The organism is Rhodobacter capsulatus SB 1003 (genome assembly GCF_000021865.1).
Classification (GTDB): domain Bacteria; phylum Pseudomonadota; class Alphaproteobacteria; order Rhodobacterales; family Rhodobacteraceae; genus Rhodobacter; species Rhodobacter capsulatus_B.
Genome location: NC_014034.1, coordinates 1,631,917 through 1,645,442 on the forward strand (window position 1 = coordinate 1,631,917; position 13,526 = coordinate 1,645,442).

General features: G+C 67.9%; 13 protein-coding genes. 10 read left to right on the top strand and 3 right to left on the bottom strand.

Annotated elements, in window-relative coordinates:
- Positions 1-27 precede the first annotated feature (27 nt).
- Positions 28-2,706, bottom strand: coding sequence for a hybrid sensor histidine kinase/response regulator (locus RCAP_RS07460; protein WP_013067230.1), 2,679 nt, complete (start codon positions 2,704-2,706; stop codon positions 28-30).
- 33 nt (positions 2,707-2,739) lie between these two features.
- The gene (locus RCAP_RS07465; protein WP_013067231.1) at positions 2,740-3,297 is read right to left on the bottom strand and encodes a hypothetical protein; all 558 of its coding nucleotides are present in this window, start codon (positions 3,295-3,297) and stop codon (positions 2,740-2,742) included.
- 242 nt (positions 3,298-3,539) lie between these two features.
- On the opposite strand from RCAP_RS07465, the gene RCAP_RS07470 reads away from it, so the two are divergent.
- On the top strand, positions 3,540-4,160 hold the full coding sequence (locus RCAP_RS07470; RefSeq protein WP_013067232.1) for a response regulator transcription factor: 621 nt from the start codon (positions 3,540-3,542) through the stop codon (positions 4,158-4,160).
- Between the two features lie 119 nt (positions 4,161-4,279).
- Here the strand turns inward: RCAP_RS07470 and RCAP_RS07475 are convergent, their stop codons facing one another.
- Positions 4,280-4,531, bottom strand: a complete 252-nt coding sequence (locus tag RCAP_RS07475) for a hypothetical protein (protein ID WP_013067233.1) — start codon at positions 4,529-4,531, stop codon at positions 4,280-4,282.
- Positions 4,532-4,742: 211 nt separating this feature from the next.
- Between RCAP_RS07475 and RCAP_RS07480 the strand changes: the two genes are divergently transcribed.
- The 9 genes from RCAP_RS07480 to RCAP_RS07520 all read left to right on the top strand — a co-directional run bounded on the left by RCAP_RS07480 (position 4,743) and on the right by RCAP_RS07520 (position 13,517).
- Entirely contained in the window at positions 4,743-5,903 is a 1,161-nt protein-coding gene (locus RCAP_RS07480; protein WP_013067234.1) for an acyl-CoA dehydrogenase family protein, read from the top strand.
- Entirely contained in the window at positions 5,900-6,403 is a 504-nt protein-coding gene (locus RCAP_RS18440; protein ID WP_013067235.1) for a lysozyme inhibitor LprI family protein, read from the top strand. The genes RCAP_RS07480 and RCAP_RS18440 overlap by 4 nt, the downstream gene beginning before the upstream one ends.
- A complete protein-coding gene (locus RCAP_RS07490; RefSeq protein ID WP_013067236.1) occupies positions 6,400-8,004 on the top strand; it encodes a carboxyl transferase domain-containing protein in 1,605 nt (534 codons plus the stop codon). The genes RCAP_RS18440 and RCAP_RS07490 overlap by 4 nt, the downstream gene beginning before the upstream one ends.
- A 144-nt stretch (positions 8,005-8,148) precedes the next feature.
- Positions 8,149-10,071: an acetyl-CoA carboxylase biotin carboxylase subunit gene (locus RCAP_RS07495; RefSeq protein ID WP_013067237.1), complete on the top strand. Its 1,923-nt coding sequence runs from the start codon at positions 8,149-8,151 to the stop codon at positions 10,069-10,071.
- Entirely contained in the window at positions 10,068-10,715 is a 648-nt protein-coding gene (locus tag RCAP_RS07500) for a glutathione S-transferase family protein (RefSeq protein ID WP_013067238.1), read from the top strand. Before RCAP_RS07495 ends, RCAP_RS07500 begins: the two co-directional genes overlap by 4 nt.
- The gene (locus tag RCAP_RS07505) at positions 10,708-11,571 is read left to right on the top strand and encodes a hydroxymethylglutaryl-CoA lyase (RefSeq protein WP_013067239.1); all 864 of its coding nucleotides are present in this window, start codon (positions 10,708-10,710) and stop codon (positions 11,569-11,571) included. The genes RCAP_RS07500 and RCAP_RS07505 overlap by 8 nt, the downstream gene beginning before the upstream one ends.
- Positions 11,564-12,349, top strand: a complete 786-nt coding sequence (locus RCAP_RS07510) for a crotonase/enoyl-CoA hydratase family protein (protein ID WP_013067240.1) — start codon at positions 11,564-11,566, stop codon at positions 12,347-12,349. The genes RCAP_RS07505 and RCAP_RS07510 overlap by 8 nt, the downstream gene beginning before the upstream one ends.
- A gap of 287 nt (positions 12,350-12,636) precedes the next feature.
- On the top strand, positions 12,637-12,993 hold the full coding sequence (locus RCAP_RS07515) for an NADH-quinone oxidoreductase subunit A (protein ID WP_044033652.1): 357 nt from the start codon (positions 12,637-12,639) through the stop codon (positions 12,991-12,993).
- Complete coding sequence (locus tag RCAP_RS07520) at positions 12,984-13,517, top strand: NuoB/complex I 20 kDa subunit family protein (protein WP_013067242.1); 534 nt, start codon at positions 12,984-12,986, stop codon at positions 13,515-13,517. Before RCAP_RS07515 ends, RCAP_RS07520 begins: the two co-directional genes overlap by 10 nt.
- Positions 13,518-13,526: the final 9 nt, after the last annotated feature.

The following is a 13,526-nucleotide window of genomic DNA, read 5'->3' on the forward strand; positions in this document are numbered from 1 at the left end:
AAAGGATAGGTCCGTGGCCGCGGGCGCTCAGACCTGCGGCGCGGCGGAGGTTTCAAGCTCGGCGCAGGTATCGATCCAGATCGGGCCAAGGGCGTCGAGGGCGGCCCCCGTCGCCGCATCGGGGGCGGTTCCCGGCGTGGCGGGGCGCAGCGCCAGCTCGATCGTCTTGAGCCGGTGATGCAGCCGTTCCGCCCCGAGCAGCGCCGCCGAACCGGCGAATTTATGCGCCAGAGCCGCGGTTTCCGCCGGGCGCTCCTGCGCCGCCGCCCGCGTCAGCGCCGCGATCATCGCCGCACCCTCGGTCAGGAAGCGCTGCAGCGTCTGCGCCATCATCTCGGGGCCAAGCGACTGCGCCAGCTCGGCCCGGGTTTCGGCCTGCACCAGCGGCCGCTCGGCCTCCGCCTCGGGCTCGGGCGGGATCGACAGATTCTGTTGGCGCAGCCGCGGGCAGAGTTCTTCAGCCAGCACCTGATCCAGCATCTTGCGGGTGATCGGCTTCGAGATCACCCGGCAGACCCCGGCCGCCTCGAGCCGGTTGCGCGCCTCGGGCAGGACATTCGCCGTGACCGCGATGATCGGCGTCTCGTGGTTCGGCCCGGTTCCGGCCCGGATCGCCTCGGTCGCGTCGACGCCGTTCATCCGCGGCATGTTCAGGTCGATCAGGATCACGTCATAGCGCCGCTCTGCCGCCTTTTCGACCGCCTCGACGCCGTCGCGGGCCTCGGCGATGCTGTGCCCGGCGCGGCGCAGCATTTCGCACAGCACGACGCGGTTGATGTCATTGTCCTCGACCACCAGCACCTCGATTGGCGTCGACAGACGCAGCGCCGGGCTGCCGTCTGCGGAACAGGGGGCGGAACCGGCGGCGGCCGCGGTAGCAGGAGGCGCGGGCGGCTTCACCACCGGCACCGGCGCGACGGGGGCGGGCATGCTCAGCACCACCGGAGCGGGCAGGGTGATCCAGAAGGCCGAGCCCTGTCCGGGGTCGCTTTCCACCCCGATCTGGCCGCGCATCGCCCGCATCAGCCGCCGCGCGATCGACAGACCCAGCCCCGATCCCGTCGCCTCGCGCGAGAGTTCGGGGTCGAGCGTGACGAAATCGTCGAAGATCCGCTCGGTTTCGCCCTGGGGAATGCCGATGCCGGTGTCGATGACCCGGTATTCCAGCTGGCCCTGATCGCGGTGATATTCCGCCTCGAGGGTGATGGTGCCGTCGCGGGTGAACTTGATCGCATTGCCGACGAGATTCAGCAGCACCTGCCGGATCCGCATCGCATCGCCCTCGACCGCGTCGGGCAGGCGGCCGACCGCGCGCGTCTCAAGCCGGTTGCCGCGCGCCCCGGCCCCGGCGGCCTGCATCTGCACGATCTCGTCCAGCACCGACATCGGCGCAAAGGGCTCGCGTGAGAGCGAGAGCTTGCCCGCGTCGAGCCGCTCCACATCCAGCGTGTTGTTGACATGCGACAGCAGGATTTCGCCCGCCTTCTGCATCGAGCCGAGCAACGCGGCCTGGCTGGCATCGAGCGGGGTCTCGCGCAGAAGTTCAAGCGTGCCGAGCAGGCCGTTCAGCGGCGTGCGCATCTCGTGGCTCATCACCGCGACGAATTCGGCCTGCGCCTGTTCGCCCGCCATCGCGGCGTCGCGCGCGTCGATCAACTCCTTTTCGGCGGCGACGCGGTCGGTGATGTCGCGCATGTAGCCGACGAAGATTTCCTTGCGGCCGATCCGGGTCGCGGTCACCGAAATCTCGGCCGGAAAGACCGAGCCGTCCTTGCGCCGCGCCTGCAGCCCGATCAGCCCATGCCCCGCGATCCGCGGCACGCCGCCGGTGCGGTAGCGCTTGAACCCCGCCACCTTCGCCGATTTCATCGCCTCGGGCACGATCAGGTCGTTGAGATGCTGCCCCACCGCCTCGGCGTGGCTGTAGCCGAAGACCCGTTCGGCGGCGCCGTTGAATTCCAGCACCTTGCCCTCGTGATCGACGACGATCACCGCATCGAAAGAGGTGCCGATCACCGCTTCCAGCCGCGCCTTGGCCGCCGAGAGCGAGCCCGTCTGCCGCATCCCGAAGCGCCAGAGCGACCAGGTGATGACAAGCCCCGCGGTGATCGCGGCCAGAAGCGCCGTGGTCAGCGAGGCGAGCAGCATCAGCGAGGTGAACACCCGTTCGCGCTGCGCCATCGAGCGGGCGGCGAATTCGCGCACGCCTTCGAGCGAGATCGTGCGGACGTCGTCTTCAAGCGCCCCGGCGCGGCTGCGCAGTTCGGGCAGGACCGGGGCGAGCGCCTCGGGTCCGGCATCGACGAGCGTCGCGGTCTCGTGCAGGAAGGCGTCGATGCGGGCGATTTCGGGGCCTGCGACCTCGGGGGTGACGATCGCCGCAAAGCCGCGCCCCTCCATGATCGTGTGCACGCGGCTGTAGAAGACATCGAAGCTGCGGGAGAAGTCCGCCATCGTTTCAGGCGCTTCCGGGCGGGCGCGCAGCAGCGCCCCGTCCATGTGGAAATATTCGACCTCGAGTTGCGCCAGCGTCCATTGCAGGCTGTCGGAATTGGCGATGGCAAGATTGTCGATTTCCGACTGCACCATCACGCCGTAGCGATAAAGCGCCCCCACCGCGCCAAGGAACACCACGACAAGCCCCGCGAACAGGAACGGGCGCAGGCGTCGCGGAGGGTCGAGAAACGAGGGGAATCTGTCCGACATGAAACCGATGCGAGAGGGGGCAGGCACCCCGGGTTAAGGCAGGACCTCGATCCGGTCGACCTGCCAGACGGACCGGGAATAGACGATTTCGTTTCTGAATTCTGGCGCCGAATCATAGGGATAGACAAGCCAGAGCGGGCCCTTGTCGCGCACTTTCATCGGCTTGCCGTCGCGCAGGTCGGCCAGCAGGGCCCCGCCCGCGACCACCTCGGAAACCGGGATCTGCACCGAATAATCATTGACCGCGGTGATCTTCAGCGTGCCGCCGGTGACCCCCAGATGATCGATCAGGCTGCGCAACTCGACCCCCGAGAAGCTTTGCACGCCCTCGGTCCAGATCGTCGAGGTGGCGAAGCTCCGCCGCGGCAGCGCGGCCAGCATCGCGGCGTCGAATCTGGCAACCCCCGGGCCGTCGCTTCCCGCGATCCGGCCGGTAACCGTCAGCATGACCTGCCCCGCGGGGGCGGTCTGCGCGGAGGGGGGCGCGGGCTCGGCCAGCACGGCGGGCACCGCCAGCGCAAGGCCCGCGGCGACAGGAAGGGAGCGGCTCAGGATCAGCACGGCCTTGGCCGTCTTGGTGAAGATAGGCATGTCTTTCCCCCGTTGGATCATGCACGATCGCGGGATTGTCGCATAGCCCTCCGGTCAAGCCATGCGGAATTAAGTATGTTTACCTATCCGAAAGGATAGGAGTACCCTTCGATAGGGGGCGTCCGCAGCGCTTAGGGCGAGCGCGTCAGAAACTTCCCGTCGCGGTCTTGAAATAGCCCGCTTTCTTTAAGATTACCTTTCCGCAACCCCTGCGGGAGAGGCTCGGGCCGGGATTTTCGGAGGTGAAGGTGAGATTGCTGATTGCCGACGACCATGATCTCGTGCGCGATGCGATCGCGGCGCTGTTGCGCGCGGGCGGCTGCGACGAGGTCGCCGTGGCCGGAACCCTGCCCGAGGCGCTGGCGGCGGTGCAGGCCGCGGTGCAGGCGGGGGGCGGCTACGATCTGGTGCTGCTCGATTACGACATGCCGGGAATGGACGGGCTCGAGGGGCTGGCGCAGATGAAACGCGCCTTTCCCGCGCAGGCGGTGGCGATCATTTCGGGCGTGGCCCGGCCCGCCGCCGCGCGCGAGGCGCTGGAGGCCGGGGCGATCGGCTTCGTGCCGAAGGCGATGCCCGCGCGCTCGATCATCGGGGCGGTGACGCTGATGGCCTCGGGCTCGGTCTTTGCGCCTTTCGACTTTCTCAAGCAGGAGGAGCCGCCGGTGCAGGGCGGGCTGACGGCGCGCGAAACCGAGGTGCTGCGCGGCATCTGCGCCGGGCGGACGAACAAGGAAATCGCCCGCGAGATGGACCTGCAGGAGGTCACGGTGAAGCTGCATGTGCGCACGCTGACGCGCAAGATCGGCGCGCGCAACCGCACCCATGCCGCGATGATCGCGCGCGAAAACGGCTGGTTCTGAACGCCAGCCCGCTGTTCTCAATGATAAAGGCGGTGCCGAAGCACCGCCTTTCGCCGCCGGATCGAGTGGGACGGCGGCGTTGGGTCCGCCGATTGGGTCAGGCGCGGACCGACATGGGGTCATCTTCGGATCGGGAAGGGCAGCACCTCTGCGGTGCGGTCGCGCTCGGCGCGCGAGGTGAAGGGCGAGACCCGCCGCGGCCGCAGCGGTGCGGGGGCGGGTTGGGGAAACACCACCGGTTCCATCCGCTCGATCGCCCGGGTGAGGGCGGCGGAGACCTCGCCCAGCCCCTCGTTGCGGCAATAATCGTTCATCTCGATCAGCACGGCATAGATCCAGGCGTGCTGACTGGCAGTGGCGATCGGGCTCATGGCGCGGCTTTCTGTCGTTATCCTTGACACGATATTTACCAAACCCCGCCGCCCGTGGCGCCTGCGCCGAAGGTCAGCGGCCGCGCGCGAAAGCGTCTGCGCCATCCTTTCGGATAGTCGCCCCGCGCCGTGACGTTGCGGCACCTCGGCTTGACGGAATCGCCCGATGCGGGAATAAATGAACAATCGTTCAATAACCGGGGAGGGGAAGATGGTCGCGGGCTCGATGCGGTTCGATCTGGGGGAGGACATCGCTGCGCTGCGCGACATGGTGCAGGCCTGGGCGCGGGACCGGCTGGCGCCGATGGCGGCGGCGGTCGACCGCGACAACCTGTTCCCGAACGAGTTGTGGGCCGAGATGGGGGCGCTTGGCCTTTTGGGCATCACCGTGCCCGAGGAATACGGCGGCGCGGGGATGGGCTATCTGGCCCATGTGGTGGCGACCGAGGAGATCGCCCGGGTTTCGGCCTCGATTTCGCTCTCCTACGGGGCGCATTCGAACCTTTGCGTCAACCAGCTGAAGCTGAACGGCACGGCGGAACAGAAACGCAAATACCTGCCCGATCTGGTCTCTGGGGCCAGGATCGGCGCTTTGGCGATGAGTGAATCGGGGGCGGGCTCCGATGTCGTCGGCATGAAGCTGCGGGCGGAACGGCGCGGCGACGTTTACGTGCTCAACGGGCACAAATACTGGATCACCAATGGCTGCGATGCCGATACTTTGGTGGTCTATGCGAAAACCGATCCGGCCGCGGGCTCAAAGGGCATCACCGCCTTCATCGTCGAGCGGGGGATGAAGGGGTTTTCGAGCTCGGCGCATTTCGACAAGCTCGGCATGCGCGGCTCGAACACGGCGCAGCTGTTCTTTGACGATTGCGAGGTGCCCGCGGAAAACGTGCTGGGCCTTGAGGGCAAGGGCGTGCGGGTGCTGATGTCGGGGCTCGATTACGAACGCGTGGTGCTTTCTGGGATCGGGACCGGCATCCTGATGGCCTGTCTGGACGAGGTCTTGCCCTATGCCCGGACGCGCGAGCAGTTCGGCCAGCCGATCGGGAGCTTCCAGCTGATGCAGGCGAAGATCGCCGACATGTATGTCGCGGCGAATACCGCGCGCGCCTATACCTACGAGGTGGCCAAGGCCTGCGATCGCGGCGAGGTCACGCGTCAGGATGCCGCCGCGACGGTGCTTTATGCCTCGGAACAGGCGATGGTGCAGGCGCATCAGGCGGTTCAGGCGCTGGGCGGGGCCGGTTTCCTCAATGACTCGACCGTGTCGCGGCTCTTCCGCGATGCCAAGCTGATGGAAATCGGCGCTGGCACCAGCGAAATCCGGCGTATGCTGATCGGACGTGAACTGATGGAGAAATCATGATGCGTTCCGAACCGATTGTCTTTGCCCTTGCTTTTGCCCTTTCCGCGCCGCTTGGTCTGGCGCCCCTTGGCGCGCGCGCGCAGGATCTGCCGCCCGCGGCCACGGCCGACATTCCCGAGGCGGTGAAAGAGTGTTTTGCCGATTACGACCCGCGCGCCGGGGGGCCAAGCTGCCTTGGTCAGGCCGCGCAGGGCTGCACCGCCGCCGCCACCGACACGACGCGTGACACCATCGCCTGCATCGAGGCCGAGACCGCCGCCTGGGACGGGCTTCTGAACGCCGAATACAAGGCCCGCCGGGCCGAGATGACCGCGCCGGGCCTGGCCGAGCGGTTGCAGAATGCCCAACGCGCCTGGATCGCCTATCGCGACGCCGAATGCGGGCTCGAGTCGGCGCGCTGGGGCGATGCCACACTTGCGGGCGTGGTCGGGGCGAATTGCCGGATGGAGATGACCGCCACCCGCGCGTCGGAACTGCGTGACAAGAAGGCTGATCCATGAAGCTGACCTCCTCTGTTCTGTCCGGTTCGGACAGCTTCCGCGCCAATCGCGCGGCGCATCTGGCGCTATTGGACACTGTGCGCGCGGCCGCCGCCCAGGCGGCCGCAGGCGGCGGGCTTGACGCCACGAAACGTCACACCGCCCGCGGCAAGATGGCGCCGCGGGAGCGGGTGGCGGCGCTTCTGGACCCCGGCAGCCCGTTTCTGGAAATCGGCGCCACCGCCGCGCATGGGATGTATCACGGCGCCGCCCCTTGCGCCGGGGTGATCGCGGGCATCGGGCGCGTGATGGGCCAGGAGGTCATGGTGGTGGCAAACGACGCCACCGTGAAGGGCGGCACCTATTACCCGATGACGGTGAAAAAGCACCTGCGCGCGCAGGAGATCGCCGAGGATTGCGCGCTGCCCTGCGTCTATCTGGTGGACAGTGGCGGCGCCAACCTGCCCAATCAGGACGAGGTCTTCCCCGACCGCGATCATTTCGGCCGCATCTTCTACAATCAGGCGCGGATGTCGGCCAAGGGCATTCCGCAGATCGCGGTGGTGATGGGGTCCTGCACCGCGGGCGGCGCCTATGTGCCCGCGATGTCGGATGTGACGATCATCGTCAAGGATCAGGGCACGATCTTTCTGGCGGGTCCGCCCTTGGTGAAGGCGGCCACCGGAGAGGTCGTCTCGGCCGAGGATCTGGGCGGCGGCGACGTGCACACCCGGCTTTCCGGCGTGGCCGATTATCTGGCCGAGGATGACGCCCATGCCCTGGCGCTGGCCCGCCGTGCCGTGAGCCACCTCAACCGCGCCAAGCCCGCGACGGTGCAGTGGCAGGCGCCCGAAGACCCGGCTTACGACCCCGAAGAGATCCTCGGCATCGTCCCCGCCGACCTGCGCACGCCTTACGACATCCGCGAGGTGATCGCCCGGGTGGTCGACGGCTCGCGGTTTGACGAATTCAAGCCGCGCTTCGGCGAAACCATCGTCACCGGTTTCGCCCATGTGCAGGGCTGCCCCGTCGGCCTCATCGCCAACAACGGGGTGATCTTCTCGGAGGCCGCGCAAAAGGCCGCGCATTTCGTCGAGCTTTGCTCGATGCGCAACATCCCCTTGGTTTTCCTGCAAAATGTGACCGGCTTCATGGTCGGGCGCAAATATGAAAACGAGGGCATCGCCCGGCATGGGGCGAAGATGGTGACGGCCGTCGCCACGACGAACGTGCCGAAGATCACGCTGCTGGTGGGCGGCTCGTTCGGGGCGGGCAATTACGGCATGGCGGGCCGGGCCTATTCGCCCCGGTTCCTGTGGACCTGGCCCAACTCCCGCATCTCGGTGATGGGCGGCGAACAGGCGGCGGGGGTGCTTGCCACGGTCAAGCGCGAGGGGATCGAGCGCAAGGGCGCCACCTGGTCGCCCGAGGAAGAGGCCGAATTCAAACGCCCCACGCTCGAGATGTTCGAACGCCAAAGCCAGCCGCTCTACGCCTCGGCGCGGCTTTGGGACGACGGCATCATCGATCCGCGCAAGACCCGCGAGGTGCTGGCGCTCAGCCTCTCCGCCAGCCTCTGCGCGCCGATTGAGCCCACCCGCTTCGGGATCTTCCGGATGTGACTTTCGATGCCTCCGGCGGGGATATTTGGGGCAAGATGAAACCCATCCCTTTCATCTTGCCCCAAATATCCCGGGGGGCCCGGGGGCGCCCCCCGCCACTTCCGCCACGGGGCAGCGCCCCGGCCGTTGACGAAGGAGACCGCGATGTTTCAAAAGATCCTGATCGCCAACAGGGCCGAGATCGCCTGTCGGGTGATCGACACCGCCCGCCGTCTGGGCGTCGCCACGGTCGCGGTCTATTCCGATGCCGATGCGGGGGCGCGGCACGTCGCGATGGCCGATCAGGCCGTGCATATCGGCGGCCCGCGCCCGGCCGACAGCTACCTGCGCGGCGATGCGATCATCGCGGCCGCGCTCTCCACGGGGGCGCAGGCAATCCATCCGGGCTACGGCTTTCTGTCCGAAAACCCCGATTTCGTCGATGCCGTTCAGGCGGCGGGATTGGTCTTCATCGGTCCTTCGGGCGATGCGATCCGGGCGATGGGGCTCAAGGATGCGGCGAAGGCGCTGATGGCGCGGGCGGGCGTGCCCGTCGTGCCGGGCTATCACGGCGACAATCAGGACCCGGAGCATCTGGCGGGCGCGGCCGAGGCGCTGGGGTATCCCGTTCTGATCAAGGCGGTGGCGGGCGGCGGCGGCAAGGGCATGCGCCGGGTGGACCGCGCCGCAGATTTCGCGGCGGCGCTCTCCGGCGCGCAGGGCGAGGCGCAGACGGCCTTTGGCAACCCTTCCGTCCTGATCGAAAAATACGTCGAAAAGCCCCGCCATATCGAGGTACAGATCTTTGGTGACGGCACCCGCGCCGTGCATCTTTTTGAGCGCGACTGTTCGCTGCAACGCCGCCATCAGAAGGTGATCGAGGAAGCCCCGGCGCCCGGCATGACCGAGGAGATGCGCGCCGCCATGGGCCAGGCCGCCGTCCGCGCCGCCGAGGCGATCGGCTACAGCGGCGCGGGCACGGTCGAATTCATCACCGATGCCTCGGACGGGCTGCGGCCCGACCGGTTCTGGTTCATGGAGATGAACACCCGCCTGCAGGTCGAACATCCGGTGACCGAGGCGATCACCGGCGTCGATCTGGTGGAATGGCAGCTGCGCGTCGCCTCGGGCGAGCCCTTGCCCGCCCGGCAGGAGGATCTGCAGATCAGCGGCCATGCGTTTGAAGCGCGCCTTTATGCCGAGGATGTGCCCGCAGGCTTCCTGCCCGCCACCGGCACGCTGAAGCATCTGCGCTTTCCGCCCGGGCTGCGCGTGGAAACCGGGGTGCGGCCCGGGGACACGATCAGCCCCTGGTATGATCCGATGATCGCCAAGGTGATCAGCCACGGCCCGACGCGCGCCGCGGCGCTGAATGCGCTGGCGCGCGGGCTGACGGGAACGCAGGTGGCGGGCACGGTGACGAACCTTGGCTTTCTGGCCCGTGTTGCCCGCCATCCGGGTTTTGGCGCGGGCGATGTCGACACCGGGCTGATCGCCCGCGATCTGCAGGTGCTGACCGACCCGCAGCCGGTGCCGCCCGCCGCGCGCGCGCTGGCCGTGATCGCCGCCGCCGGGCTGCACGAGGCCACCGGCACCGGCTTCAGCCTTTGGGCGCCCCTGCGCCGCCCGGTGCCCTTCGAGGAGCCCGCGCAGCTGCAGGTCACCGGCCCGAACCGGATCACCGTCGAGATCGGCGGGCAGATGCACGATTGCGCGCGGCACCCGGACGGCTGGTGGGTCGATGGCGCCAAGACCGGGGCGCAGATCCATGTTGCCGCCGACGAGATCACCGTCTTTTTGCAGGGCGCGCATCGCTTTGCCCGCCCCGATCCGCTGGCCCGCGAAAGCCGCGGCTCCGCCTCGGGCCTCACGCTTGCGCCGATGCCCGGTCTGGTGAAAGCTGTCTTCGTCGCGCCCGGGGCGCAGGTGGCGGCGGGCGACCGGCTGGCCGTGCTGGAAGCGATGAAGATGGAACATACGCTTTGCGCGGCGCGGGCGGGCCTTGTGGCCGAGGTGCTGGCGGGCGCGGGCGATCAGGTGGAGGCCGGGGCGGCGCTGATCCGTCTGGCCGAGGAGGAAGCGGCATGACGATTCTGCATCACATCCCGGGCTCGCGTTCGCATCGGGTGCTGTGGCTTTTGGAAGAGCTGGGCGAGGAGGCCGAGATCCGGGTCTGGTCGCTGACCGACGGCAGCCTGCGCAGCCCCGAATTCCGGGCGCTCTCCCCGGCGGGCCGGGTGCCCGCGCTGGAGATCGACGGAAGGGTGATCTTTGAATCCGGCGCCATCACGCAATATCTGACCGAGACCCGCGGGCGGCTGGCGCCGATGCCGGGCGACCCCGAGCGCGGCGCCTTCCTCGAATGGGTGCATTTCGCCGAAACCCAGGGCAACATCCTGCAGGCGCTGAACATTCATCACATCTTCCTGCGTCCCGAAAGCGCCCGCTCGCTGCCCTTGATGCGGCTCGACACGAAGCGGCTCGAAATCACCCTGCATGCGCTTGAGGCCCGGCTGAGCGGGCGGGACTGGATCCTGGGGCCGTTCTCGGCCGCCGATTGCATGTTCGGCTTCAACATGGATGCGATGTTCCGCTTCGTCGCGCGCGCGCGCTTCCCCGCCATCGCCGACTGGATCGCCCGGGCGCAGGCCCGGCCCGCGCATCAGCGCGCCGTCGAACGCGGGGGGGCCACGATCTATGCCCGCGATTTCTACGAGCTGCCCGATGGCTGAGCGCGTCGAGATCGTCGAGATGGCGCCGCGCGACGGGCTGCAGAACGAGGCCGGTTTCATCGCCACCCCCGCCAAGATCGCGCTGGTCGATGCGCTTTCGCAGGTGGGCTTTCCGCGCATCGAGGTGGCCTCTTTCGTCAGCCCGAAATGGGTGCCGCAGATGGCCGATGGCGCCGCCGTGCTGGCGGGGATCGCGCGGCGTCCGGGCACGCGCTATGCGGCGCTGACGCCCAATCTGCAGGGCTTTCAGGCGGCACTCGCGGCGGGGGTGGACGAGGTGGCGATCTTCGCCTCGGCCTCCGAGGGGTTTTCGCGCGCCAATCTGAATTGCACCATCGCCGAAAGTCTGGCCCGCTTCGCCCCGGTGCTGCAGGCGGCGCAGGCCGGGCTGGTGCCGGTGCGGGGCTATGTCTCGATGGTCACCGATTGCCCCTTTGACGGGCCGATTGCGCCCGCGCAGGTGGCGCGGGTGGTGGCGGCCTTGCGCGATCTGGGCTGCTACGAGGTCAGTCTGGGCGACACGGTCGGGCAGGGGGACCCCGAGCGGGTGACGGCGATGCTGCGCGCGGTCCTGAACGAGATGCCGCCCGAGCGGCTGGCCGGGCATTTTCACGACACCGCCGGGCGGGCGCTGGAGAATGTCGAAGCCGGTCTGGCGCTGGGCCTGCGGGTTTTCGACGCCGCGGCGGGGGGCTTGGGCGGCTGTCCCTATGCGCCCGGGGCGGCGGGGAATGTGGCGACGGAAAAGCTCGCCGCGCGGCTGATGGCGCTGGGCTATGACACCGGGCTGGACCCGGCGGCGCTGGCGCGGGCGGCGGCGCGCGCGCGCAGGATGAAGGGGGGACAGGATGTTTGAGACGATCCGGATCGAGACCGATCCCCGCGGCGTGGCGTGGCTGTGGCTGGCGCGCGCGGCCAAGCACAATGCGCTGGATGCGCCGATGATTGCCGAACTCACCCGCGCCATCAGGGACTTGGGCGCCGATCCCGCGGTGCGGGTGGTCGTGCTGGCGGCCGAGGGGGCAAGCTTTTGCGCGGGCGGCGATCTGCGCTGGATGCAGGCCAATATCACCGCCTCGCCCGAGGACCGCGCGGCCAGTGCCCGGACCTTGGCCGCGATGCTGGCCGCGCTGAACGACTGCCCGAAGCCCGTCATCGGGCGCATCCACGGCAATGCCTTTGGCGGCGGCATCGGCATGATCTCGGTCTGCGATGTCGCGCTTGCCGTGCCCGAGGCGCGGTTCGGCCTGACCGAGACGAAGCTTGGCCTGACGCCTGCCACCATTTCCCCCTATGTCATCGCCCGGATGAGCCCGGCCAAGGCGCGGGCGGTCTTCATGTCCTCGCGGCTGTTTTCGGCGCAAGAAGCGGTGGGGCTGAACCTGCTTTCCCGGGTGGTTCCGGCGCCCGATCTCGATGCCGCGATCGCGGCCGAGGTCGCCCCCTATCTGGCCTGCGCACCGGGCGCCGTGGCCGAGGCGAAGGCGCTGGTGCGCAGCCTGACGCCGGGGCTCGACTCGGCCGCACAGGAGCGCACGATCGCCGCCCTAGTTGCCCGGTGGGAAAGCGCCGAGGCGCAGGAGGGTCTGGCGGCCTTCTTTGAGCGGCGGGCGCCTCACTGGCTTGTGAACTGACAGATTCGCAATATTATTTCGCGCATTGGCCGATTCGGCCCGGCTCTTGCCCCCGGTTCGGGGCGAGACATGTTGCCGCATTGCGGCAACGCCTTGTCGCAGCGGCGAAACGTCTCAAATCCGGTGTGCATCGGTATACAAAATGCGCGTCAAGCCCAGAATCCGGGCGTCGCGATGTTGACCGGAGGGGGGGAGAGGGCTATTCCATCCCTTGCCGCCTCCGCGCACGGGAAGGTGCAACCGGGGGCAAAAGGGGTCAAAAGATGCAAGACGCGCTCACGCATGGAATGTTGCGGGAATATCTTCCCATACTCGTCCTTCTGGCCATGGCGATCGGGCTTGCACTGATCCTGATACCCCCCGCCGCGATCATCGCCTATCGCAATCCCGACCCGGAAAAGGTGTCCGCCTATGAATGCGGCTTCAACGCCTTTGACGACGCGCGAATGAAGTTCGACGTGCGCTTTTATCTGGTGTCGATCCTGTTCATCATCTCCGATCTGGAAGTGGCGTTCCTGTTCCCCTGGGCGGTGGCCTTTGGCGACATGTCGATGACCGCCTTCTGGTCGATGATGGTGTTCCTCTCGGTGCTGACCGTCGGCTTTGCCTATGAATGGAAGAAGGGGGCGCTGGAATGGGCGTGATGACCGGCTCCAACACCGCCGCCGTCGACATGGACGTGGCTGCCGCGGCGCTCAACCGCGACCTTCAGGACAAGGGCTTCCTGCTGACCACCGCGGAAGACATCATCAACTGGGCGCGCAACGGCTCGCTGCACTGGATGACCTTCGGTCTGGCCTGCTGCGCGGTCGAGATGATGCACACCGCGATGCCGCGCTATGACGTCGAACGCTACGGCTTCGCGCCCCGCGCCTCGCCGCGTCAGTCGGACGTGATGATCGTCGCGGGCACGCTGACCAACAAGATGGCGCCCGCGCTGCGCAAGGTCTACGACCAGATGCCGGAACCGCGCTACGTGATCTCGATGGGCAGCTGCGCCAATGGCGGCGGCTATTATCACTACAGCTATTCGGTCGTGCGCGGCTGCGACCGCATCGTGCCGGTCGATATTTACGTGCCCGGCTGTCCGCCCTCGGCAGAGGCGCTGATGTATGGTATCTTGCAACTGCAGCGCAAGATCCGCCGCACCGGGACCCTGGTGCGCTGAGGAGGATGA

Coding starts and splice junctions, on each gene's coding strand:
- RCAP_RS07460 (WP_013067230.1), bottom strand. CDS start 2,706: ATGTCGGACAGATTCCCCTCGTTTCTCGACCCTCCGCGACGCCTGCGC.
- RCAP_RS07465 (WP_013067231.1), bottom strand. CDS start 3,297: ATGCCTATCTTCACCAAGACGGCCAAGGCCGTGCTGATCCTGAGCCGC.
- RCAP_RS07475 (WP_013067233.1), bottom strand. CDS start 4,531: ATGAGCCCGATCGCCACTGCCAGTCAGCACGCCTGGATCTATGCCGTG.
- RCAP_RS07480 (WP_013067234.1), top strand. CDS start 4,743: ATGGTCGCGGGCTCGATGCGGTTCGATCTGGGGGAGGACATCGCTGCG.
- RCAP_RS18440 (WP_013067235.1), top strand. CDS start 5,900: ATGATGCGTTCCGAACCGATTGTCTTTGCCCTTGCTTTTGCCCTTTCC.
- RCAP_RS07490 (WP_013067236.1), top strand. CDS start 6,400: ATGAAGCTGACCTCCTCTGTTCTGTCCGGTTCGGACAGCTTCCGCGCC.
- RCAP_RS07495 (WP_013067237.1), top strand. CDS start 8,149: ATGTTTCAAAAGATCCTGATCGCCAACAGGGCCGAGATCGCCTGTCGG.
- RCAP_RS07500 (WP_013067238.1), top strand. CDS start 10,068: ATGACGATTCTGCATCACATCCCGGGCTCGCGTTCGCATCGGGTGCTG.
- RCAP_RS07505 (WP_013067239.1), top strand. CDS start 10,708: ATGGCTGAGCGCGTCGAGATCGTCGAGATGGCGCCGCGCGACGGGCTG.
- RCAP_RS07510 (WP_013067240.1), top strand. CDS start 11,564: ATGTTTGAGACGATCCGGATCGAGACCGATCCCCGCGGCGTGGCGTGG.
- RCAP_RS07515 (WP_044033652.1), top strand. CDS start 12,637: ATGTTGCGGGAATATCTTCCCATACTCGTCCTTCTGGCCATGGCGATC.
- RCAP_RS07520 (WP_013067242.1), top strand. CDS start 12,984: ATGGGCGTGATGACCGGCTCCAACACCGCCGCCGTCGACATGGACGTG.